Source organism: Roseomonas populi (genome assembly GCF_024594815.1).
GTDB classification, from domain to species: domain Bacteria; phylum Pseudomonadota; class Alphaproteobacteria; order Acetobacterales; family Acetobacteraceae; genus Roseomonas; species Roseomonas populi.
Map to the genome: position 1 here is coordinate 66,350 of NZ_JANJOU010000020.1, position 21,225 is coordinate 87,574.

Below are 21,225 nucleotides of genomic sequence, written 5' to 3' on the forward strand. Positions count from 1 at the left end.
CTCCTGAATTCGCTTCGCGTGTCAGTCGTCGCTCAGGGCGTACTCCGCTCCCGATCGCGCGCAGATGTCGCGGATGTGCTTCTCCAACGTCGGCGGCACGGGGATTCCCTCCTGGAGCCGGTGCTCGCGCTCCATCGCCTCGGGGTCGCCGCCGACCAGCACGGGCTTCGCGGGATCAGCGGGCGGCGTCGCGCGCAGCACGTCGATCATCGCGTCCAGGTCCTCCTCGAACCCGCCTTCCGGGCGGAAGGCGCGCGGGTCGATAGCCAGGAAGAAGTGGCCCACATCGTCCGGGTCGCCCGGCTTGCGCTGCGGGTTGCGGATCGGGCCGAAGGCGGCGCCCGTCAGCGTGCCGGAGAGGACCTGCACCATCACGCCCAGGCCGTAGCCCTTGTGCCCGCCCGTCACCTCCGCGCCGCCCAGCGGCGTCACGCCGCCGCCCGGTTCCTTGAAGATGATCTCCATGGCGCGGGCGGAGTCCGTGATCGGGTTCCCCGCCTCGTCCACCACCCATCCTTCGGGGATCGGCTTCCCGTTCAGGTCGTAGACCTTCACCTTGTTCGCCGCGACGGTGGTGGAGGAGATGTCCAGCACGAAGGGTCGGTTCCGCAGCGCCGGCGCCGCGAAGGCGATGGGGTTGGCGCCCAGCAGCGGCAGCGTGCCGCGCGTCGGCACCATCAGCACCGTGCGCGCGGTGGAGGTGATCATGCCGACCACTCCCGCCGCCGAGGCGATGCGCGCGTAGTACCCGGCCGCGCCGAAATGGTGGGAGTTCCGCACGCCCACCGCGCCGATGCCGGCGGCCTTCGCCTTCTCCACCGCCAGCCGCATGGCGAAATCGGCGTTGGGATGGCCCAGGTTGGCGCCGCCATCCACCAGCGCCGTGGCCGCCATGTCCAGCACGACCTTCGGCCGCGCGGTGAGGTCCAACTGCCCGGCGTTGCGGAAGCTCTCATACATCATCAGCATCGACAGCCCGTGGCTGTCGATACCCATCAGGTCCGTCTCCACCATCGCTTCCGCGGTTGTGGCGGCCATGTCCTCCGCCATGCCCCAGGCATGGAGGACGTTGAGGATCTGGCGCCGGACCCGCTCGGCCGGAACCATCCTCACTTGGAGACGACCACGCCCTTGCCGGCCAGCGTCTCCTCGACCCAGCCGCGGACCCAGCCGCCGCCCTGGATGGCCGCAGTGGTCTCCTGCTCCTTCGCCGCATGCTTCTCGGCAGCGTCGATCATCGCGGCCGCCTCGGCGCGCGGGATCACCACCACCCCGTCCTCATCCGCCGCGATCAGGTCGCCCGGCATCACCACCTGCCCGCCGCAGGCCACGGGGTAGCCGATCTCGCCCGGGCCGTCCTTGTAGGGACCCGAAGGATTGGCGCCGCGTGCCCAGACGCCGATGTCCATCTTGCGGATGCCGTCCAGGTCGCGCACCGCGCCGTCGATCACCAGCGCGCCGACGCCGCGCTTCTCCGCATGGCCGATCATGAGGTCACCGGCCAGCGCGATGTTCAGGTCCCCGCCGCCGTCGCAGACGATCACCTCGCCCGGCCGCGCCAGGTCGATCGCCCGGTGCAGGAAGAGGTTGTCGCCCGGCCGCGCCTTCACCGTCAGCGCCGCGCCGACGAAGGTCCGGCGCCCGCCATAGGCCAGGAAGCCGCCGCGCATCGCCTGCAGCCGGTTCATCACGTCGCCGATATTGGCGACGGGCAGTTTCGCGGCGCGGGCGATCAGCGCCGAATCGGGCTCGGGGCGCGTCTCCAGGATGCGAAGGCCGACGGTCATGCGATTTTCTCTCCTGGCGATGCGCCGCAAGGGTGGCGGCGGCCGGAGAGGAAGGGCGGGGCGCCCTGCGCCCGATGCCTTGTCCGTCCCCTCCAGGCCGTCTGCGCGGCGGGGCGCAGGATTGGCGCGATCGAGGGGCTTGGCAAGCCGGGGCGGGATGCGCCCGGGCCTGCCGATCGCCTCAGCGCCCCGCCACGACCTGCGGCGGCGCTGGGCTCTCCGCGCGCCCGCCGGGGGGGTAGCCCTGCTCCGACCGGCGCGACACGCCGCCCTCGCTCAGTGCCTGTGGCCGGCGGCGGGCGCCGAGGCTCCGGCGGCCTGCACGGCCACCTGCACCTCCACGCTCCCCGCCCGCTCAAAGGTAAGGGTTAGGGGGAACCGGCTGCCCGGGCGCAGCGCCTCGGAGAGGCCCACCAGCATCACGTGCGGCCCGCCCGGGCGCAGCTCCGCGCTGCCGCCCGCCGGCACCGGGATGCCGGGCACGGGGCGCATCCGCATCACGTCGCCCTCGCGCACCGTCTCGTGGATTTCCACGCTGCGGGCGAGGGGGGTGGCGGCGCCCACCAGCCGGTCCGGCTGCGTGCCCGCGTTGCGGATGGTGAGGAAGGCGCCCCCCGTGCCGCCCTGGATGGCCGCGCGCGCCCAGGGCTGATCCACGGTGATGCCGGGCGCCTGGGCAGCCAGCGGGGTGACGAGGGCGAGAACGCCCAGTGTGGCCAGCCCGGCCAGGGCGCGACGGGGAGTGGTCATGCTTCGATGATCCTGATCGTCTCGCCGGGCAGCGCCCGGCCTGTTGCGTCGGTGTCAGTCAGGCGATCGGCGGCGCATGGGGCTGGGCTGCCCCACCTCCGGCCCCTCGTCGCGCGAATGCTTCAGTCCACCCACTCGCCGCCGCGCATCAGGGGCGTGCGGTTCCCGGCGGCGTCCAGCCCGTCCACCTCCACCTCCGGCGAGCCGATCATCCAGTCCACGTGGATCAGGCTGCGGTTGGCGCCGCGCCGGACCAGCTCCTCCTCGGGGAACACGTCCACGAAGCACTTAGAATAGGCCTGGCCGAGCGCGATGTGGCTCGCCGCGTTCTCGTCGAACAGCGTGTTCAGGAACAGGATGCCGCTGCGCGAGATGGGGTTGGAGGAGGGCACCAGCGCCACCTCGCCCAGCATGCGCGCGCCCGCATCGGTGGAGATCATCTGCTCCAGCACCGCCTGTCCGCGCGTGGCCTTCGCCTCCACGATGGCGCCCGCCTCGAAGCGCACCTGGATGCCCTCGATCAGCGTGCCCTGGTGCGAGAGCGGCTTGGTGGCGGAGACGACCCCCTGCGTCATCGCCCGGTGCGGGGTGGTGAAGACCTCCTCCGTCGGGATGTTCGGGTTGCCGTAGACGCCGTTCTTCGCCTTGCTCGCCCCGCCCATCCAGGCATGGCCTTCGGCCAGCCCCACGATCAGGTCCGTGCCCGGCCCGCGGAAGTGCAGGGCGTGGAAGCGCTGCTCGTTCAGCCGGTCCTGCCGCGCCTTGAGGTTCGCGTTGTGCGCGGCCCAGGCGGCGATCGGATCGGCCTCCTCCACGCGGGTGGTGGCGTAGATCGCGTCCCAGAGCCGCCTCACGGCCTCCTCCGGCGAGGCATCGGGGAAGACGGCCCGCGCCCAGGCCGGGTGGGCGAAGGGCACCAGCGTCCAGTTGATGTGGCTGTCCACGATCAGATCCAGCGCCGGGCGATAGGCGATGGACTGCGCCTTGTTGGCCCGCGCCACCTTGGACGGGTCCTGGCCGGAGAGCAGGGAGGGATCCGTGCCCACGATGGCCAGCCGCGCCGCGCCGCTGCGATAGGCGGCCGCCATTCCCTCGAAAAGCCAGGGGGTGGAGGCGTCGAAGCTCTCGTCCGGCGCGTGCTGGTAGCGCAGCAGGGCGGATTTCTCGTCGGAGAAGATCGTCGTCACCAGCTTGGCGCCGGCCTTGTAGGCCTGCTCCGTGATCTTCCGGGCCAGGGGCAGCGCCTCGACCGGCGATGTCATCACCAGCTCCTGTCCGGGCACCAGCCCCAGGCCCACCTTCACGGCCAGTTCAGCGAGCCGGTCCAGGCGGGGGTCTTCCGCGGCGTCGAGGCTGGAGGCGGCAGCGGGGAAGGGCGCAAGATCCATGGTCGAAGTCTCCTATGCCCCGAAGATCGAAGCCCCGGCCGGGATGGGCAAGGGGGGCGCTACCCCTCCCGCCTCACGTTCAGCGGCACGGTCATTCCCCGCCGCTCCACCTTCAGCCCCCGGCGGTAGGCGCTGTCCAGGAAGTACTGCCCCAGCGGCACGAAGGGCACGTCCTGGAAGAAGCGCGCCTGGATGGCCCGGCCGACGCGCTTCTGCGCCTCCAGGTCCGGCGCCTCCAGCCACTCGTCCCTCAGCGCCTCCAGCCCCGGGCTGCTGGGCCAGCCGAACCAGGCGTCCTGCCCGTTCCCGCGCAGAAGGGGGTGGCCGCCGGGATTGGTCAGGTCCTCGCCCCCGAAGGCCACGTAGACGGCGTTCCATCCGCCCTGCGCCGGCGGCTCCTTCTTCGCCCGCCGCGCCAGCATCGTGCCCCAGTCGGTGGTCGCCACCTCCACGTCCAGGCCCATGCGCTTCATCGCGTCCGCGCAGATCAGCGTGCCCGCGTTGTTGTTCACCTGGTCGCCGGGATTGAGCACGACGACCTTCGCCCCGAGCTTGCCCGCCGCCTGCAGCGCGGCCCGTGCTGCCGCCAAATCGCGCGGCCCCGTCACGGCGGAAAGCCCCTCGTCGGAGGCCAAGGCTGAACCCGGAGGGAAAGGGCCCATCCCGTCGCGGAAGCGGCTGCGGTCGTCGCCCATGATGGCGGACATCACATCCGTCTGGCTGATCGCCATCAGCAGGGCGCGGCGCACGGCCGGGTCGTCGAAAGGCGGGTGCAGGTGGTTCGGGCGCAGCATGGCCACCGTGCCCTGCGTCTCCACCCGGTCCACCACCACGTCGCGGCGGCGGGAGATGAGCGGGCGCAGGTCCGGCGCCATCCGCTCCCACCAATCCACCTCGCCCGCCTGCAGCGCGGCACCGATGGTGGAGGGGTCGCCGATCATCTGCCACTCCATCCGCTCGAAATGCGCGAGCTTCGGCCCGGATGTCACCGCCACCGGCCCTCCCGGCGCGGGGGAGTAGCGGTCGTAGCGCCGGTACACCGCCAGCGATCCCGCGCGCCTCTCCTCCGCCACGAAGCGATAGGGCCCGGAGCCGACGATCTCCGTCAGCGGCGCCGTGGCCGGCAGGTTGGCGAATCGCTCCGGCATAATGAAGCAGGGGTAGGAGGAGGACTTGCCCAGCGCGTCCAGCATCACCCCGAAGGGCCGGCGCAGGCGGAGGACGAATCGCCGGTCGTCCAGCGCCTCGATCGCGTCCAGCCGCGCCGCCAGGGTCTGCCCATGCGTGTCCCTGATCATCCAGCGACGGATGGAGGCCACGGCATCCGCGGCGCGGATCCGCTCCCCGTCATGGAAGGTCGGGCCCTCGCGCAGGGTGAAGGTCCAGCGCTTCCCGTCATCCTCCACCGCGTGCCCTTCGGCGAGCTGCGGCTGCGGGCGGAAGGCGTCGTCCAGCCCGTAGAGCGTGTCCCAGCAGAGATGCGCGTGATTCCGCACGGCGTAGGAGGTGGTGGCGAGCGGATCGAGGCTCGTCACGTCGGCCTGAGGCACGAAGCGCAGCACATGCGCCCGCTCCCCCTGCGCGATGGCCGGGGCTCCCCGGATCAGAGCGGCGGTAGCGGCGGTGCCCAGCAGGGCGCGGCGAGCGATCATCGGGCGGTCCTCGTCCATCAGCGCCGCGTAGCCTCGCATGGCGGCGCCCCTGCCTTCCAGCCGGGGCGCCGCTGGGCGGATCACGCCTCCAGCGTTGCGTCTAGCGTGATCTCGGCCTTCAGCACCTTGGAGACGGGGCAGTTGGCCTTCGCCTTGGCGGCCAGGTCCTGGAAGGTGGCGTCGTCCGTGCCCGGTACCTTCGCCTTCAGGGTCAGGTGGATCTTGGTGATCTCCCAGCCCTCACCCACCTTGTCGAAGGTGACATCCGCCTTCGTATCCATCCTCTCAGCCGTCAGCCCCGCGCCGCCGAGCACGGCGGAGAGCGCCATGGTGAAGCACCCGGCATGAGCCGCGCCGATCAGCTCCTCGGGGTTGGTGCCCTTCACGTCCCCGAAGCGCATGGCGTAGCCATAGGGGTGGGCGTTCATCGCCCCGCTCTCGGTGGAGATGGTGCCGCGGCCATCCTTGAACCCGCCCTGCCAGCTGGCGGAAGCGCTTCTCTTCATCGCTCTTCTCCTCTTCGGCGGGCCGGATTCCGGCCGCGCAAGGTCGGAGGATAGGATGGCCACGGGAAATCGCTACGGCGTGGACATCCGTTCCGCGCTGCCCGCCGATTCTGCGGATCTCGCTACCCTTCTCGGCGGCACGCCGCGGGCGATGGCGCTGCGGCTGGAGGCGCTCTCGCGCGATCCGGGGTCCGCCGTACTCGTCGCCACGGGCTGGAACGGCGCGGCGATCGGGGTCATTGCCCTGAACTGGCACCCTACCCTGACCGCCGACCGCCCCGTGGCCCGCATCGCCGCGCTGGCGGTGGCGGAGGAGGAGCGGCGCAACGGCATCGGCCGCCTCCTCATCAAGGCCGGATCCCAGGCCGCCCGCACCGCCGGCTGTGACCTCCTGGAGGCAGCGCCGCCGGAAGGCGAGGGGGCGGCGCCCGCCTTCCTCGGCGCCCTTGGCTTCAACCCTGCCGGCCCCAACCTGGCGCGGCCGCTTCGGAAACGTGCCCAGGAATTGCCCTGATTCCGCCGCGCATCGCATCCTTTCATAGGGCGTTCTTGAGGCGACAAGACGGGAGACCACCCCGATGCGCTACACCCTGATCCCGGCGGCGGCCCTGCTGCTTGGCCTCGCCAACCCTGCTTCCGCCGCCCCCGGCTTCGCGACCGGCAGCGTAAACCTCCGCGCCGGCCCTGGCACGAGCTACCCGAAGGTGGTGGTGGTGCCGGCCGGCGCCGGGGTGGAGATTTTCGGCTGCCTGGCGGGCTACAGCTGGTGCGACGTCGGCTTCGGCGGCGTGCGGGGCTGGGTCTCCTCCAGCTATCTGCAATACACCTACGAGGCGCGCCGCGTGCCTCTGCCGCGCTACGCCCCGCAGAGCGGCGTGCCGATCGTCACCTTCAGCTTCGGCGACTACTGGCGGGACAACTACCGCGGCCGGTCCTGGTACGCCGAGCGCGACCGCTGGGGTGGCCCGCCGCCGCGCGCCGCCTATGCCCCGCCGGGCCCGGGCTGGCGCCCCGGTCCTCCCGGCCAGGACTGGCGGGAGCGCGAGGCCCGGCAGGACTGGCAGGACCACCGGCGCGAGAACCGGCAGGACGTGCAGCGGGAGCGCCGGGAGAACCGCCAGGATTGGCAGGAATTCCGCCGCGACCAGGCGCAGGACCGCCGCGAGGATCGCCGCGACCAGATCCAGGACCGTCGGGAGCAGGTCCAGGATCGGCGGGAGGAGCGCCGTGACCAGATCCAGGAACGGCGGGAGGAGCGGCGCGACGATCGGCGCGACGATCGCCCTGGCCGGCCTAACTGAGCGGTGCCTGGCCTGGGCCGGTAATGCTTGCTGAGTGGGGGAGGGGCAGCGGGCTGCCCCTTCCTCACCGGAGCAGCGGCCCGACCACGAGAACCACGGCGAAGGCGCCGACCACCGCCGCGCCGAGCCGGGGCACCAGCCCACGCCGCCCGGCCGCCCCGGCGGCATGGCCCAGCGCGGCCCCGATTCCGATCCAGCCCACCGCCACCGAGACAAGCATCACCAGGAAGGCCAGGAAGTAGGCAGGCCAGCCCGGCGCGCCGAAGGGTATGACGCCCAGTGCGAAGACCAGGGCCTTGGGGTTCAGCAGGGTGGTCAGGAAGACTTGCCGCGGCATCACGGGCGCCACTGAAAGGTCCACCGCCCCTCGCTGCCACAGCCGCACCGCGAGCCAGATGAGATAGGCGCCCACCACCAGCCGCAGCCCCAGCGCCACGGCCGGGACGCCTGCGATCAGCGGCCCCAGCACCAGCCCCACCGCCAGGATGGTGATCGAGTAGCCCGCCGCCTCCGCAGGAACCAGCGGCAGGGCGCGGCGGAAGCCCACCGTACCGCCGCCGGTGGCCAGGAGCGTGTTGGTGGGCCCCGGCGTGCCGAGGATGAGCAGCACGGTCAGGGCGAAGAGGATCGGGTCCTGCATGGGCGTTCCGGGAGGGGTGGCGGCGCCTTCGTAGCCTCTCTCCGGCGTGCCGGCCAAGCCGCCCGGCCCTTCACCCCGCCGCTTCCCGTTCCCATATCCTGGTCGTGTCCCGCCGCCACGAAAGGCGTGCCGCCCGCCAGGAGCGCCCGACCGCGGCGCCGGCGGAGGAGGCGCCCTGTCCCCTCTGCCTGCGCCCCATCCCGCCCGGCGCCCGCGCCAGCCGCCACCACCTGGTGCCGCGGCTGAAGGGCGGTACCCACCAGGGCACGGTCCTGCTGCACCATATCTGCCATCAGGCCATCCACGCCCGCTTCACCGAGGCGGAGCTGGCCCGGGACCTGACGGATCCCTCCGCCCTGCGGTCCGAGCCGCGGATGGCGGGCTTCCTGGCCTGGGTGGCGGGCAAGCCCCCGGACTTCCACGCCCCCACCCGCGCGGCGAGGGACCGGACGCCGAAGTGGCGCTGACGCCGCCGGCCCAACCCCTTCCGTAGCACTTGCCCCGTATCCTTGCCCTATAACCCTTGCCTTGGCGCGCCGGGGTGCCCCCGCTAATAACCCCGCGCCGCAGCACGCCTCCCGGAGCCCCCCGAAATGCCTGCCTACCAGTACGTCTATGTCATGAAGGACCTCACCAAGTCCTATCCGGGTGGCCGCGAGGTCTTCAAGGGAATCACCCTCTCCTTCCTGCCGAACGTGAAGATCGGCGTGCTCGGCCCCAACGGCGCCGGCAAGTCCACGCTGATGCGGATCATGGCGGGCCAGGACAAGGAGTTCGGTGGCGAGGCCTGGGCGGCGGAGGGTGCGCGCGTCGGCTACCTCTCCCAGGAACCGCACCTCGATCCCAACAAGACCGTGGGCGAGAACGTGCGCGACGCCTTCGGCACGCTGATGGCCGATCTCGATCGCTTCAACGAGATCTCCATGAAGTTCGCCGAGGAGATGTCCGAGGACGAGATGAACACCCTGCTGGCCGAGCAGGCCGAACTGCAGGAGCGGATCGACGCCGCGAATGGCTGGGAAGTGGACCGCACGGTGGACATCGCCCTCGATGCCCTGCGCTGCCCGCCCGCCGAGAGCAGCGTGACCCACCTCTCGGGCGGTGAGCGCCGCCGCGTGGCGCTCTGCAAGCTGCTGCTTGAGAAGCCCGACCTGCTGCTGCTGGACGAGCCGACGAACCACCTGGACGCCGAGAGCGTGTCCTGGCTGGAGAAGACGCTGCGCGATTACGAGGGCGCGGTCCTCATCGTCACGCATGACCGCTACTTCCTGGACAACGTCACCAACTGGATCCTCGAGGTCGATCGCGGCCGGGGCATCCCCTACGAGGGCAACTACTCCGCCTACCTCGCCGCCAAGCGCAAGCGCCTGCAGCAGGAAGAGAAGGAGGAGAGCACCCGCCAGCGCCAGCTGGCCGAGGAGCAGGAGTGGATCGGCCGCAGCCCCGCCGCCCGCCAGTCCAAGAGCAAGGCGCGCATCCAGGCCTATGAGGAGCTTCTGCAGAAGAGCCTCGACAAGGCGCCGGACCCCACCGAGATCCAGATCCCGCCCGCGCCGCGCCTGGGCAACACGGTCATCGTGGCGGACACCATCCGCAAGGGCTTCGGCAACCGCCTGCTGATCGACGACCTGTCCTTCAAGCTGCCGCCGGGCGGCATCGTCGGCGTCATCGGCCCCAACGGCGCCGGCAAGACCACGCTGTTCAAGATGATCACCGGCGTGGACAAGCCGGACAGCGGAACCATGACGATCGGCGACAGCGTTCAGCTCGGCTACGTGGACCAGAGCCGCGACACGCTGAACGACAAGAACACCGTCTGGAAGGAGATCTCCGACGGGCAGGAACTGATCACCATGGGCAAGCGCCAGGTGCCCAGCCGTGCCTACTGCGCCGCCTTCAACTTCAAGGGCGGCGACCAGCAGAAGCCCGTCGGCGTGCTCTCGGGCGGCGAGCGCAACCGCGTCCACCTCGCGAAGATGCTGAAGAACCCCCACAACGTGCTGCTGCTGGACGAGCCGACGAACGACCTGGACGTGGACACGCTTCGCGCCCTGGAGGAGGCGCTGCAGGACTTCGCGGGCTGCGCGGTGATCATCTCGCACGACCGCTGGTTCCTGGACCGCCTGGCCACGCACATCCTCGCCTTCGAGGGCGACAGCCACGTGGAATGGTTCGAGGGCAACTACCAGGCCTACGAGGCCGACAAGCGACGCCGCATGGGTGCGGCCGCCGACGAGCCGCACCGGATCAAGTACCGCCCGCTTACCCGGTGAGCGCCGCGGGACCCGGCCGGGGGCAGCCCGCGCTGCGCCTGGCCAGGAGCCGCGTCGTGAGGACGGAGCGGCTCACCCTTCTGCCCGTGGGGAAGGAGAACCTGCCGGACCTCGTTCGCCTGAAGGGCGACGAGGAGGCCTTCGGCCTCATGCTCCACGGCGTGCGCACGGCCGAGCGCACGGCGGAGGAGCTGGAGGACGACATCGACTTCTGGGAGGTCCGGGGCTACGGCACCTGGGCCGTCCACCGCAGCGAGGACGGCGAGTTCCTCGGCATCACCGGGCTGATGGAGCGCCCGGACGGGCGCGGCGTCGCCCTGCGCTACGCCCTGTGGCCGCATTTCCGGGGCAAGGGCTACGCGCGGGAGGCGGCGAAGGCGGCGCTGGAGTTCGGCCATGCCTCCGGGCTGCGCCGCATCATCGGCATCGTGCGGGAGACCAACCACTCATCCCGCGCGGTGATGGCCGATATCGGCATGGCCGAGGCCGGCGAGTTCCAGCACCAGGGGCACCGGATGATCGTGTTCGAGAGCCTTACCGCCGCCTGATCCAGAGGGTGATGAACATGACAGCGATCATGATCATCACCCCGGTGCGGTTCTCGGCAATCCACTGCAGCGCGCGCTCGATGGGCATGGGGCGCTGTAGCGTCGGGCCGATCCCCCGCGCAACCGTTGATCCCGCCCCGCCGCCGCCGCATCCTCGCCGCGACAGCGAAGGATCCGCGCCATGCCGACCATCCCCGAGATCGAATCTCTCCGCGAGGAGATGACGGCATGGCGCCGCGATTTTCACGCCCATCCCGAGATCGGCTACGAGGAGGTCCGCACCTCCGGCATCGTCGCGGAGAAGCTGGAATCCTGGGGCATCGAGGTCCATCGCGGCCTCGGCAAGACCGGGGTGGTGGGCGTGCTGCGCGGCAAGCGCCCGGGCAACCGCGCCATCGGCCTGCGCGCCGACATGGACGCCCTGCCCATGCCGGAGCTGAACGACTTCGCCCACCGCAGCACCAACCCAAACGCCATGCACGCCTGCGGGCATGACGGCCACACCACCATGCTGCTCGGCGCGGCGAAGCACCTGGCGGCCACGCGGGACTTCCCGGGCACCGTCCACTTCATCTTCCAGCCCGCCGAGGAAGGGCTGACCGGCGCCCTCTCCATGGTGAAGGACGGCCTGTTCACCCGCTTCCCCAGCGACACCGTCTACGGCCTGCACAACCACCCCAGCATGCCGCTGGGCATGGTCGCCGTCCGCCCCGGCACGGTGCTGGCGGCGGTGGACTACTTCGTCATCCGCCTGATCGGGCGCAGCAGCCACGGGGCAGAGCCCCAGAACGGGCTGGATCCGCTGCCCTGCGCCGTGCAGATCTACAACGCCCTCCAGACCCTCGTCTCACGCCGCACCTCCCCGCACGACACGGCGGTGGTCAGCGTCGGCCAGTTCCATGCCGGCACCTCGGACATCGTGCTGCCGGAGGTGGTGGAGATGCGCGGCACCATCCGTACCCTGCTGCCGGAGACGCATGACCGCCTGGCCGCGCTGTTCCGGGAGATGGTGGAGAACACCGCCAAGGCCCACGGCGTGCGGCTGGAGCTGGAGCACAACTACTCCTACCCGCCCACCATCAACACGCCCGCCCAGGCGGCACTGGCGGCGGAGGCCGTGGCCGACGTGGTGGGGGCGGAGAGCATCAAGGCGGACCTGCCCTCGCTCACGGCCGGGGAGGACTTCGCCTACATGCTGCACGAGGCGCCGGGCGCCTTCATCCTGCTTGGCCAGGCCGGGGCGGACGAGCACACCAGCACCCCGGTGCACAACGGCCGCTACGACTTCAACGACGACCTGCTGCCGATCGGCGCCAGCACCCTGGTGCGTCTGGTCCAGAGGGAGCTGGCGGCGGGCTAGCCCGCCCGCCGGCCCCCGCTTGGCTCAGCGCCCCTCGCGCGAGGAGAGCTGGGACACCTGCTGGCGCATGGCGTCCAGCAGGGCCGAGACCCGGCCGCCGTTGCGGCCGATGACGGAGGCGTACTCGCTGCGGGTGGTCAGCCGCAGCGAGGTGCCCTCGGCGATCAGGTCCACGATCCGGGGCTGGCCGCCCACCTCGCTCACGCGCCAGTCCAGCGAGACCGGCGCGGCATTCGGCCGCTCCACCACCGTGTTCACCAGCGCGTCATCCTCCGTGCGCTGCTGGCTGCGGCCCAGGGAGAAGCGCACCCCCTGGTATTCGCCGAACCGGGCGGAGAGGTTGCGGATCAGCACCTCCTCGAACAGCCGCATGTACTGGGTCTGCTCGTCCGGGGTGGCCTGGCGCAGGTAGCGGCCGAGGATGAAGCGGCCCACGCCGTCCACGTCCACCGCGCGGCGGAGGATGGCCGCGACCTGCTCCCGCCGCTGGGCGACGGCGCCGCGGCCGTTGATGGCGGCCACCAGCTCCTGCCCAGTGGCCTGGATGAAGGCCGCCGCGCGGGCCGTGTCCACCGGCTGGGCGAAAGCGGGGAAGGCCCGCGCCACCACAAGCGCGGTGCCGGCGGCGAGGAGGGTGCGTCGTGCGATCATCTCGTCCGAGGTCTCGTTCTGCTGTGCGGCACGGGCCCGCCCCATGGGGTGGCCCGTGTGCAGGTGGTTCAGTGGCGTCGCCGCCTCAACGCCCCCTGAACGCCAGGGGGCGGCTTCCGTTCCCTCGCGCGTGGCGCCTCAGGGCTGGGGAGAGCGCGCCGTGGTGTCCGGGAGGCCCGTTCCGAGCCCCTGCGGCGCCGCGGGGGTGGCGGCCGGGGTGTTGGCGATCTCCCGCGCGCGCTGCTGGCGATAGGCGCTGCGGAGCGTGGCATAGGGGTCCAGGCTGGTGCGCTGCACGTCGTCCAGCACGTCCAGCAGGCCTTCGCGCGTGCTCACCACCGTTGCCCCGGCGCGGCTGTAATTGGCGATGTCCATCGCGTCCGGGTGGCCGAAGGTGAGCCAGGTGAAGGGATCGGCCGCGATCCCGACGCCGAAGCCAACCAGGTCGCGCGGGTTGCTCGGGCCGAGGATGGGGATGAAGAGGTAGGGCCCTTCCTCCACCCCGGCCACCGCGAAGGTCTGGCCGAAATCCTCGGTGTGCGGCGGCAGGCCGAGCTCCTTCGCCACGTCGATGAAGCCGGCGACGCCGAGGGTGGAGTTCAGCAGGAAGCGCCCGAGCGTCTCCCCGAAGCGCTGCGTCTCTCCCTGAAGGGCGTCGTTCATCGCCACCACGGGGCTGCGGACGTTGCTCAGGAAGTTGGAGATGCCGGTGCGGACGGGCTGCGGCAGCACGGCGCGGTAGCCCACAGCCACCGGGCGCAGCACGGCCGTATCGATCGCCTGATGCACGTCGTACATGGCCCGGTTCCAGGGCTCGATCGGGTCGTTGGTGGCGCGGAACTCCTCCATCGCCTCGCGGTCGTCGGCCGGCGGGGGCGTGGCGCAGCCGGACAGGGCGGCGCCGGTCAGGACCAGGGCGAGAGCGGCCGGTGCGAGGCGGGGCAGGGAGGAGAGACGCATGATTCCAGGGCTCGGTTCAGCTTCGACTTAGCACCTGCGGAAGGGGGAGTGAACTGTTCGGTTCAGTTCCGCCCGGCATCGCACCGTGCAACCTCGCGTGATCGGCTTGGCTCAGGGGAAGCGCCCGGCCCGTTCCGCCCCGCCGGGAAAATGCGGTACAAGCCCGGCATGAACGAGATGTCGCCCCCCGCCAAGACGCTGCAGGACTGGCTCACCGGCCCGCGCGTGGACGCGCTGCCCTCGCTCACGGCCATGCCGGCGCCGCTGCTGTCCTTCGAGTTCTTCCCGCCGCGGACCGAGGCGCTGGAGGCGCAGCTCTGGTCCTGCGTGAAGCGGCTGGAGCCGTTGCGGCCGCGCTTCGTCTCCGTGACCTACGGGGCGGGCGGCACCACCCAGGCGCGCACCCACGCCACCGTCACCCGCATCCTGCGCGAGACGAACCTGACCCCCGCCGCCCACCTGACCTGCGTCGGCGCGACGAGGGAGGAGGTGGACGAGGTGGCCCGCGGCTACTGGGAGGCCGGGGTGCGCCACATCGTGGCACTGCGTGGCGACGCGCCGGCCGGGCAGGGGGGCTACGAGCCCCACCCCGGCGGCTATGCCTACGCCGCCGATCTCGTGGCCGGGCTGAAGCGCATCGCCGATTTCGAGGTCTCGGTCGCCGCCTACCCGGAGATCCACCCCACGGCCACCTCGCCCGAGGACGACCTGGACAACCTCAAGCGCAAGGTGGATGCCGGCGCCACCCGCGCCATCACCCAGTACTTCTTCGACGCCCCGACATTCCTGCGCTTCATTGACCGCGCCCACGCCGCCGGCATCACCGTGCCGATCGTGCCGGGCATCCTGCCGGTGACGAACTTCGCCCAGGTGGCCAAGTTCTCCGCCATGTGCGGCGCCAAGGTGCCGGACTGGATGGGCAAGCTCTTCGAAGGGCTGGACGAGGACGCCGAGACCCGCCGCATGGTGGCGGCGGTGGTGGCGGCCGAGCAGGTGCGGCTGCTCCAGGCCAATGGCGTGGACGAGTTCCACTTCTACACGCTGAACCGCCCGGACCTGACCTACGCCATCGCGCATATCCTGGGCGCCCGCCCGCAGGGCTGAGCCAAGCTCTACGAAACGGCCTGGGACAGCTCGCGGGCCGCTCCGGCCTGCCAATCGGCGATCATCGCCATGGCCTCGTCGGGCAAGGGGCCCCGGCTCACGGCGGCAACGGCGTGGTCCAACTCCTCGATGCTGGACGTTCCGACGAGCGCCGTGCTGATCGCCGCGGGCATGATGGCGTAGCGCAGGGCGAGCTCGACCAGATCTGCGGCGAATCCCGCCTCCACCAGGGGCAGGAGGCCGCGCGCCGCCGCCGCATCGGCCGCGTAGCTGGCCCCCGAGGCGATCGGCTCCACCTTCGCCGCCCCCACCGCGCTGCGCGTCTCCGACCCGCTGAGCGCGCCACCGGCGAGGATGCGGATGGCCAGGACGCCGACATCCGCCGCCGCGGCGTGGCCGATCACCCCGCCGAGATCGGGTGAGGGCAGGCCCGGCGGCAGCGGCGACAATCCGCTGGGGTTCAGCAGATTGTAGGGCATCTGCGCGGTGGCGAAGCCGCCCTCGTCCAGCACCTTCCGCAACGAGGGGGCATCGCCGAGGCCGGTCAGCCCGTACCAGCGGGTCTTTCCCTGCTCGTGCAGCCGCCGGAGCGCGGGAACCGCCTCCTCCAGGATCTGCTCCGGGGTGAAGGCCGGCGCCTCGCCGGCGCGGGTGACGGGGTTGTGCAGCTGGAACAGGTCCACGCTGTCGCGACCCAGGCGCGCCAGGCTCGCCTCCAGCGACGCGGCGATGGTGCCCGCGATGTCCCCGCGCTGCTGCGGGTAGATGCGCACCTTCGTGCCGACCGTGACCTCGGCGCCCAGCGCCCGCAGCGCGCGCCCGAGATTGCGCTCCGACGCGCCCTCGCCATAGGCGTAGGCGGTGTCGAAATAGGTGATCCCGTGATCGATCGCGAGGCCGATGGCGCGGTCCTGCTCCGCCTGCGTCCCGCCGACCATCAGCCCGCCGATGGCGCCGCATCCATAGCCGAGCACCGAGACGGAGAGGCCGGTTCGCCCCAACCGACGCTGCTGCATCACGTCCCTCCACCGGTTTTGTTGCGGATGTTGCGTGATGCCGCATCGCCCGGCAAGGCGACGCTTGCCGGCCATCCCTGCCGGGTGTCATCGTTTCGCCCGCGGTCGTAGATGCCGCGCCGGAGGAACGCCCGATGTGGACACGACGCCCCTTGCTGGGCGGCGCGGTGATGCTTGCCGCCGCGGCCGCGCTCCCTCGTTCCGCCGCCGCGGCCTTCCCCGAACGGCCCATACGGCTCGTTGTCCCCTTCACCGCGGGTGGCATCACGGACATCCTCGCCCGGATCGTCGCGGCGCGCATGGCCGAACGGCTGGGCACCGCGGTCGTGGTGGACAACAGGGCCGGGGCGGGCGGCAGCGTCGGTGCGGAACTCGTCGCCCGGGCCACGCCGGACGGCCACGCGCTGCTCTTCGGTTCGGGCGGGCCACTCACCGCGAACCCGGCGCTGCAGGCGCAGCTCCCATACGACGTGGAGCGCGATTTCACGCCGATCGGCCTTGTCGGCATCACGCCGATGGTCTGCCAGGTCGGGCCACGCCTGGGCGTGACGACGCTCACCGATTTCCTCGCCCTCCTTCGCGCACGTCCCGGCCAGATCACCGTCGCGACGCCGGGCAACGGCAGCGCCGCGCATCTCGCGCTGGAGCTGATGATGGCGGGCGCCGATGCGCGCGCTTCCCACGTGCCGTATCGCGGGGGCAGCGCCATGATGCCGGACCTCATCAGCGGCACGGTGGATGCCTGCCTGATCGAGATCCCCTCCGCCCTTCCGCTGCACCGGGACGGGAAGGCCAGGATCGTCGCCGTTGCCACTACGGAGCGCTCGCCGCATCTGCCCGAGGTGCAGACGTTCATCGAGGCCGGCCTGCCCGGCTACACCTCCGGCAGCTTCGGCGGCGTTCTGGCGCCGGCCGGGACACCGCCCGAGGTTCTTGCCGCCCTCCAGGCCGCGCTGCTCGCCTCGCTGGCCGAGCCGTCGGTGCAGGCACGGATCGAGGAGGTGGGAGCGATCCTCGGCACGGAGGCGCAGCGCCGGCCGGAGGGCTTCGCGGCGTTCCTGCGGAGCGAACTCGCCAATGCGCGCCGCGCCGTGGCGCTGGCGGGGCTGAAGCCGGGCTGAGGCCCGGGCCGCGTCAGCCCTCCACCCGCAGCCGCCGGTAGACCGGCCGCAGCAGGAAGGGGCTGAGGAAGAGCGGGAACTGGCACAGCGCGAAGAAGAGCAGGATCCGCGGGTCCGTCGCCGCCGGTAGAACTGCGAAGTACAGCGCCATGTTGCGGTTGCCCGAGAGCAGCCCCGCCGAGAGTGCCACGCGCGCCCCTGCCGGCCGGAAGGCCAGCGCCGTGGCCGCGTTCAGCCCGAAGGACCCGGCGAAGGCCAGGGCCAGCCCGCCCAGCACGAACTCCGGTGTCGCCAACAGCCGCGCCAGCACCCCGTCCATGATCCCGAAGCCGTAGAGCACCACCAGCAGCACCACCGTGCCGTCCACCGCCCGCCCCCAGCGCGCCAGCACCTCCGGCGCCACAATCCGGCGGATGATCACGGAGAGGACCAGCGGCAGCCCCACCACGAGCATCAGCCGCCCCATCAGCGCCGAGACGGAGATGGCAAGGTCGATCCCCAGCAGACCCAGCGCGAGGGGAGGGGCCGTGAAGGGGACCAGCAGGGTGGAGAGGACCGCCGCGACGAGGGATATCTCCCCGTCCAGCCCCACCAGCCGGGCGAAGGCGGGGGAGGAGGTGGCGGCGCAGCCCGTGGCCATGATGACCAGCGCCGCCCCCAGGGGGCCGTCCAGCCCCGTCAGCCATGCGACCGCGAAAGCCAGTACCGGGCAGGCCAGCAGCAGCCAGGCTAGCAGGGCAGCGACGAGCAGGGGCCGGCGCAGATAGGCCAGCACCTGCCCGGGATCGACCCGCAGCAGCACCAGCGTCATCAGGGAGGCAACCACCGGCGTCACCAGCCCCCGCAGGGCGCTGGTCGCCGCCTCCGGGGTGAAAAGGGCGACGAAGATGCCCACCGCCAGCAGGGAGCCCCCGTTCCGGGCGGACCATTCGAGGGCGAGGCGTAGCGGCAAGCTGGAACCCCCTTCGGCTCCCTCCGCCGGGCCCATCTCCGGTGGCGCGGGTTCGCGTCCCGTTCTATAGCCGCCCCCGTGTTCCCGCCAGCCCAGCCCCCCGCTCCGTTCCCCGATTCCGGGACCGACTACCTCGCCAAGCTCAATCCGGAGCAGCGCGAGGCGGTGGAGACCGTGGACGGCCCCCTGCTGGTCCTGGCCGGTGCCGGCACGGGCAAGACGCGGGTGCTGACCACCCGCTTCGCCCATATCCTGATGACCCGCCGCGCCTTCCCGAATCAGGTCCTGGCCGTCACCTTCACCAACAAGGCGGCGAAGGAGATGCGGGAGCGCGTCTCCCACATACTGGGCCGCCCTGCGGAAGGGCTGTGGCTCGGCACCTTCCACGCCCTCTGCGCGCGCATGCTGCGGCGGCACGCGGAGTATGTCGGGCTGACGAGTTCCTTCACCATCCTCGACACGGACGACCAGATGCGCCTGCTGAAGCAGGTGATGGATGCCGCCGTGGTGGATATCAAGCGCTGGCCCGCCCAGGGCATGATGGCGGTGATCCAGCGCTGGAAGGACCGCGGCCTGACCCCTGCCCGCGTCTCCCCCGCCGAGGACAGCGACTACGCCAACAACAAGGCCCGCCAGATCTACGAGGCCTACCAGTCCCGCCTGAAGGACCTGAACGCCGCCGATTTCGGCGACCTGATGCTGCACATGACGGAGATCCTGCGGACCCAGCAGGACGTGCTGACCCAGTATCACCGCATGTTCCGCTACATCCTGGTGGACGAGTACCAGGACACGAACACCGTGCAGTACCTGTGGCTGCGGCTCCTGGCGCAGGGCTACCACAACATCTGCTGCGTGGGCGACGACGACCAGTCCATCTACTCCTGGCGCGGCGCGGAGGTGGAGAACATCCTGCGCTTCGAGAAGGACTTCCCCGGCGCGCGGATCGTCCGGCTGGAATCCAATTACCGCTCCACCCGCCCCATCCTCGCCACCGCCGCGCACCTGATCGCGAAGAATGAGGGCCGGTTGGGCAAGACCCTCCGCTCCGGCCGCAATGATGCCGATGGCGAGAAGGTGCGCGTGGTCTCCCTGTGGGACTCCGAGGAGGAGGCCCGCATGGTGGGGGAGCGGATCGAGCAGGCGCAGCGCAAGGGCGTTTCGCTCTCCGAGACCGCAATCCTCGTCCGCGCCGGCTTCCAGACGCGCTCCTTCGAGGAGCGGCTGATCACCCTCGGCATTCCCTATCGCGTCGTCGGCGGCCAGAAGTTCTACGAGCGCGCGGAGATCCGCGACGCCATGGCGTACATGCGCGTGCTGCACCAGCCCAGTGACGACCTGGCCTTCGAGCGGATCGTGAACACCCCCAAGCGCGGCATCGGAGATGGCGCGCTGCAGCAGATGCACATGGGTGCGCGGGAGCAGTCCATCCCGCTGGCCATCGCCGCGGAACGCCTTTCCCGCACCGAGGCGCTGCGCGCCAAGCCCCGCGCCGCCATGCGCGAGCTGTTCGAGGGCTTCGCCCGCTGGCGCGCCCTGATGCAGAAGGAAGGGCATGTGGTGGCCGTGGCCACCATGCTCGACGAATCCGGCTACACGGAGATGTGGAAGCAGGACAAGTCGGCCGAGGCGCCTGGCCGGCTGGAGAACCTGAAGGAGCTTGTGCGCGCTATCGGCGAATTCGCGACGCTGGAAGGCTTCCTGGAGCACGTCGCGCTGGTGATGGAGAACGACGAGAACGCGGAAGGCGAGCGCGTCTCCCTTATGACGCTGCACGCCGCCAAGGGGCTGGAATTCGACCTCGTCTTCCTGCCGGGCTGGGAGGAGGGGCTGTTCCCCCATCAGCGCGCGCTGGACGAGGGCGGGACCAAGTCGCTCGAGGAGGAGCGGCGCCTCGCCTATGTCGGCATCACCCGCGCGCGGAAGATGGCGGTGATCAGCCACGCCGCGAACCGCCGGGTCTATGGCAACTGGTCCGCCGCCATTCCCTCCCGCTTCCTCGACGAGCTTCCGCCCGACCAGATCGAGCGCGAGGGCAGCGGCGGTGCCCAGCGGGCGCGCATGGTGGAGGCGCCGAGCGTCTTCTCCGGCGGCGGCATCTCCTCCTACCGCCCCCGCGTCATCGAGGCCGGCGCCTGGGAGGTGAAGGAACGCCCCGCGCGCGCAGATGCCATGCGGGTCGGCCAACGCGTCTTCCACCAGAAGTTCGGCTATGGGCGGGTGACGGCGGTGGAGGACAACCGCCTGGAAGTCGATTTCGAGAAGGCGGGCACGAAGCGCGTCCTCGACAGCTTCGTGGAGAAGGCCTGATGTCGCGGCACCACCCCCAGAACCTGGAGACGGTCTGGATCGAGGACCTGCCGGAGGAGGCCGTGCCCGCCGTGGAGGCCGCCTTCGAGCGCGCCTGCCGCAGCGTTGCCCTCTTCCTCAACGAGGAGACGGACACCTGGCGCGTCGAGGGCGTGCGCGAGGAAGGCACGAAGGACGACGACCTCACCGCCGCCCTCGCCCTGGCCTCTCTCACCACCGGCCTGGACCTCACCCCTCAGCGCGCACCGGTGGAGTCCGAAGGCTGGCTCGCCCGCACCGCCCAGTCCTTTCCGGAGCAGGCCATCGGCGGCCGCGTGGTCATCCGCCCCACCCACTTGCCGGACCGCAAGCTCTGGGGCCGCACGGTGCTGAAGCTGGACGCCGGCATCGCCTTCGGCAGCGGGGAGCACGCCTCCACCCAGGGCTGCCTCATCGCCTTCGAGGGCGTGGCGCGCCGCATGGCCAAGCTGCCGAAGGACCGGCTGCGGATGCTGGATCTCGGCGCCGGCTCGGGCATCCTCGCCATGGCCGCCGCCTCCGCCCTGCACCGCCGCGTGCTGGCAACCGACATCGAGCCGTGGTCCGTGCGCGTTGCGAACCAGAACGCCGGGATGAACGGCCTGCGCACGCTGGTCCGGTCCATCCTCGCCGATGGCTGGAAGAACCCCGCCGTCTCGAAGGGCGAGTACGACCTCGTCTTCGCCAATATCCTGGCGCGCCCGCTCTGCGCCATGGCGGGCGACCTGGCGCGTCACCTGCGCCCGGGCGGCACCGCGATCCTGGCCGGGCTTCTCGGGAAGCAGGCGAACTGGGTCCTGGCCGCGCACCGGCGCGGCGGACTGGTGCTGGAGCGGCGCCTGAACATCGGCCCCTGGACGACGCTGGTGCTGCGAAAGCGGGGCTAGG

General features: G+C 71.3%; 21 protein-coding genes. 10 read left to right on the plus strand and 11 right to left on the minus strand.

All coding sequences use genetic code 11. The annotated features are described in order from the left end of the window. Nucleotides 1-21: 21 nt before the first annotated feature. The 6 genes from NRP21_RS20175 to NRP21_RS20200 all read right to left on the minus strand — a co-directional run bounded on the left by NRP21_RS20175 (nt 22) and on the right by NRP21_RS20200 (nt 6,083). On the minus strand, nt 22-1,107 hold the full coding sequence (locus NRP21_RS20175) for an Ldh family oxidoreductase (protein WP_257718089.1): 1,086 nt from the start codon (nt 1,105-1,107) through the stop codon (nt 22-24). Nucleotides 1,108-1,109: 2 nt separating this feature from the next. Continuing rightward, nucleotides 1,110-1,787: an RraA family protein gene (locus NRP21_RS20180; RefSeq protein ID WP_257718030.1), complete on the minus strand. Its 678-nt coding sequence runs from the start codon at nt 1,785-1,787 to the stop codon at nt 1,110-1,112. A gap of 276 nt (nt 1,788-2,063) precedes the next feature. After that, nucleotides 2,064-2,537, minus strand: coding sequence for a copper chaperone PCu(A)C (locus NRP21_RS20185; RefSeq protein WP_257718031.1), 474 nt, complete (start codon nt 2,535-2,537; stop codon nt 2,064-2,066). Nucleotides 2,538-2,659: 122 nt separating this feature from the next. Further along, complete coding sequence (locus NRP21_RS20190) at nt 2,660-3,925, minus strand: aminopeptidase (RefSeq protein ID WP_257718032.1); 1,266 nt, start codon at nt 3,923-3,925, stop codon at nt 2,660-2,662. Between the two features lie 59 nt (nt 3,926-3,984). Next, complete coding sequence (locus NRP21_RS20195; RefSeq protein ID WP_408639644.1) at nt 3,985-5,577, minus strand: ABC transporter substrate-binding protein; 1,593 nt, start codon at nt 5,575-5,577, stop codon at nt 3,985-3,987. Nucleotides 5,578-5,657: 80 nt separating this feature from the next. After that, entirely contained in the window at nt 5,658-6,083 is a 426-nt protein-coding gene (locus tag NRP21_RS20200) for an OsmC family protein (RefSeq protein ID WP_257718034.1), read from the minus strand. Nucleotides 6,084-6,138: 55 nt separating this feature from the next. Here NRP21_RS20200 and NRP21_RS20205 point away from each other — a divergent pair, with 55 nt between their 5' ends. Further along, entirely contained in the window at nt 6,139-6,597 is a 459-nt protein-coding gene (locus NRP21_RS20205; protein ID WP_257718035.1) for a GNAT family N-acetyltransferase, read from the plus strand. Between the two features lie 64 nt (nt 6,598-6,661). Beyond that, nucleotides 6,662-7,384, plus strand: coding sequence for an SH3 domain-containing protein (locus NRP21_RS27945; RefSeq protein WP_308219921.1), 723 nt, complete (start codon nt 6,662-6,664; stop codon nt 7,382-7,384). A gap of 64 nt (nt 7,385-7,448) precedes the next feature. Here NRP21_RS27945 and NRP21_RS20215 read toward each other — a convergent pair whose 3' ends face one another. Then, nucleotides 7,449-8,024: a LysE family translocator gene (locus tag NRP21_RS20215; RefSeq protein WP_257718036.1), complete on the minus strand. Its 576-nt coding sequence runs from the start codon at nt 8,022-8,024 to the stop codon at nt 7,449-7,451. A 104-nt stretch (nt 8,025-8,128) separates the two neighbouring features. Here NRP21_RS20215 and NRP21_RS20220 point away from each other — a divergent pair, with 104 nt between their 5' ends. The 4 genes from NRP21_RS20220 (at nt 8,129) to NRP21_RS20235 (ending at nt 12,205) form a co-directional block, all read left to right on the plus strand. Further along, a complete protein-coding gene (locus NRP21_RS20220) occupies nt 8,129-8,491 on the plus strand; it encodes an HNH endonuclease (protein ID WP_257718037.1) in 363 nt (120 codons plus the stop codon). Between the two features lie 126 nt (nt 8,492-8,617). Next, nucleotides 8,618-10,297, plus strand: a complete 1,680-nt coding sequence (ettA, locus tag NRP21_RS20225) for an energy-dependent translational throttle protein EttA (RefSeq protein ID WP_257718038.1) — start codon at nt 8,618-8,620, stop codon at nt 10,295-10,297. 56 nt (nt 10,298-10,353) lie between these two features. Next, nucleotides 10,354-10,845: a GNAT family N-acetyltransferase gene (locus NRP21_RS20230; RefSeq protein ID WP_257718039.1), complete on the plus strand. Its 492-nt coding sequence runs from the start codon at nt 10,354-10,356 to the stop codon at nt 10,843-10,845. A 181-nt stretch (nt 10,846-11,026) separates the two neighbouring features. Next, on the plus strand, nt 11,027-12,205 hold the full coding sequence (locus NRP21_RS20235; protein ID WP_257718040.1) for a M20 aminoacylase family protein: 1,179 nt from the start codon (nt 11,027-11,029) through the stop codon (nt 12,203-12,205). Nucleotides 12,206-12,229: 24 nt separating this feature from the next. Here NRP21_RS20235 and NRP21_RS20240 read toward each other — a convergent pair whose 3' ends face one another. Both NRP21_RS20240 and NRP21_RS20245 read right to left on the minus strand, forming a co-directional pair. Next, nucleotides 12,230-12,856 carry an MlaC/ttg2D family ABC transporter substrate-binding protein gene (locus tag NRP21_RS20240; RefSeq protein WP_257718041.1) on the minus strand — a complete coding sequence of 209 codons (627 nt, stop codon included), beginning with the start codon at nt 12,854-12,856 and terminating at the stop codon, nt 12,230-12,232. A 138-nt stretch (nt 12,857-12,994) separates the two neighbouring features. After that, a complete protein-coding gene (locus tag NRP21_RS20245) occupies nt 12,995-13,816 on the minus strand; it encodes an MlaA family lipoprotein (RefSeq protein ID WP_257718042.1) in 822 nt (273 codons plus the stop codon). Between the two features lie 168 nt (nt 13,817-13,984). On the opposite strand from NRP21_RS20245, the gene metF reads away from it, so the two are divergent. Further along, nucleotides 13,985-14,920 carry a methylenetetrahydrofolate reductase [NAD(P)H] gene (metF, locus tag NRP21_RS20250; protein WP_257718043.1) on the plus strand — a complete coding sequence of 312 codons (936 nt, stop codon included), beginning with the start codon at nt 13,985-13,987 and terminating at the stop codon, nt 14,918-14,920. Between the two features lie 8 nt (nt 14,921-14,928). Here the strand turns inward: metF and NRP21_RS20255 are convergent, their stop codons facing one another. After that, on the minus strand, nt 14,929-15,936 hold the full coding sequence (locus NRP21_RS20255; RefSeq protein WP_257718044.1) for an aldo/keto reductase: 1,008 nt from the start codon (nt 15,934-15,936) through the stop codon (nt 14,929-14,931). Between the two features lie 134 nt (nt 15,937-16,070). Here NRP21_RS20255 and NRP21_RS20260 point away from each other — a divergent pair, with 134 nt between their 5' ends. Then, complete coding sequence (locus NRP21_RS20260) at nt 16,071-17,057, plus strand: Bug family tripartite tricarboxylate transporter substrate binding protein (RefSeq protein WP_257718045.1); 987 nt, start codon at nt 16,071-16,073, stop codon at nt 17,055-17,057. Between the two features lie 13 nt (nt 17,058-17,070). On the opposite strand, the gene NRP21_RS20265 is transcribed toward NRP21_RS20260, so the two are convergent. Continuing rightward, nucleotides 17,071-18,009: a hypothetical protein gene (locus tag NRP21_RS20265; RefSeq protein WP_257718046.1), complete on the minus strand. Its 939-nt coding sequence runs from the start codon at nt 18,007-18,009 to the stop codon at nt 17,071-17,073. 78 nt (nt 18,010-18,087) lie between these two features. Between NRP21_RS20265 and NRP21_RS20270 the strand changes: the two genes are divergently transcribed. Next, nucleotides 18,088-20,319, plus strand: coding sequence for an ATP-dependent helicase (locus tag NRP21_RS20270; RefSeq protein ID WP_257718047.1), 2,232 nt, complete (start codon nt 18,088-18,090; stop codon nt 20,317-20,319). Continuing rightward, nucleotides 20,319-21,224 carry a 50S ribosomal protein L11 methyltransferase gene (locus NRP21_RS20275; RefSeq protein ID WP_257718048.1) on the plus strand — a complete coding sequence of 302 codons (906 nt, stop codon included), beginning with the start codon at nt 20,319-20,321 and terminating at the stop codon, nt 21,222-21,224. Before NRP21_RS20270 ends, NRP21_RS20275 begins: the two co-directional genes overlap by 1 nt. Nucleotide 21,225: the final 1 nt, after the last annotated feature.

Excerpts from the sequence above, each read along its gene's own strand:
- NRP21_RS20175 (WP_257718089.1), bottom strand. The coding sequence starts at position 1,107 with ATGGTTCCGGCCGAGCGGGTCCGGCGCCAGATCCTCAACGTCCTCCAT.
- NRP21_RS20180 (WP_257718030.1), bottom strand. The coding sequence starts at position 1,787 with ATGACCGTCGGCCTTCGCATCCTGGAGACGCGCCCCGAGCCCGATTCG.
- NRP21_RS20185 (WP_257718031.1), bottom strand. The coding sequence starts at position 2,537 with ATGACCACTCCCCGTCGCGCCCTGGCCGGGCTGGCCACACTGGGCGTT.
- NRP21_RS20190 (WP_257718032.1), bottom strand. The coding sequence starts at position 3,925 with ATGGATCTTGCGCCCTTCCCCGCTGCCGCCTCCAGCCTCGACGCCGCG.
- NRP21_RS20195 (WP_408639644.1), bottom strand. The coding sequence starts at position 5,577 with ATGATCGCTCGCCGCGCCCTGCTGGGCACCGCCGCTACCGCCGCTCTG.
- NRP21_RS20200 (WP_257718034.1), bottom strand. The coding sequence starts at position 6,083 with ATGAAGAGAAGCGCTTCCGCCAGCTGGCAGGGCGGGTTCAAGGATGGC.
- NRP21_RS20205 (WP_257718035.1), top strand. The coding sequence starts at position 6,139 with ATGGCCACGGGAAATCGCTACGGCGTGGACATCCGTTCCGCGCTGCCC.
- NRP21_RS27945 (WP_308219921.1), top strand. The coding sequence starts at position 6,662 with ATGCGCTACACCCTGATCCCGGCGGCGGCCCTGCTGCTTGGCCTCGCC.
- NRP21_RS20215 (WP_257718036.1), bottom strand. The coding sequence starts at position 8,024 with ATGCAGGACCCGATCCTCTTCGCCCTGACCGTGCTGCTCATCCTCGGC.
- ettA (WP_257718038.1), top strand. The coding sequence starts at position 8,618 with ATGCCTGCCTACCAGTACGTCTATGTCATGAAGGACCTCACCAAGTCC.
- NRP21_RS20235 (WP_257718040.1), top strand. The coding sequence starts at position 11,027 with ATGCCGACCATCCCCGAGATCGAATCTCTCCGCGAGGAGATGACGGCA.
- NRP21_RS20240 (WP_257718041.1), bottom strand. The coding sequence starts at position 12,856 with ATGATCGCACGACGCACCCTCCTCGCCGCCGGCACCGCGCTTGTGGTG.
- NRP21_RS20245 (WP_257718042.1), bottom strand. The coding sequence starts at position 13,816 with ATGCGTCTCTCCTCCCTGCCCCGCCTCGCACCGGCCGCTCTCGCCCTG.
- metF (WP_257718043.1), top strand. The coding sequence starts at position 13,985 with ATGAACGAGATGTCGCCCCCCGCCAAGACGCTGCAGGACTGGCTCACC.
- NRP21_RS20255 (WP_257718044.1), bottom strand. The coding sequence starts at position 15,936 with ATGCAGCAGCGTCGGTTGGGGCGAACCGGCCTCTCCGTCTCGGTGCTC.
- NRP21_RS20260 (WP_257718045.1), top strand. The coding sequence starts at position 16,071 with ATGTGGACACGACGCCCCTTGCTGGGCGGCGCGGTGATGCTTGCCGCC.
- NRP21_RS20275 (WP_257718048.1), top strand. The coding sequence starts at position 20,319 with ATGTCGCGGCACCACCCCCAGAACCTGGAGACGGTCTGGATCGAGGAC.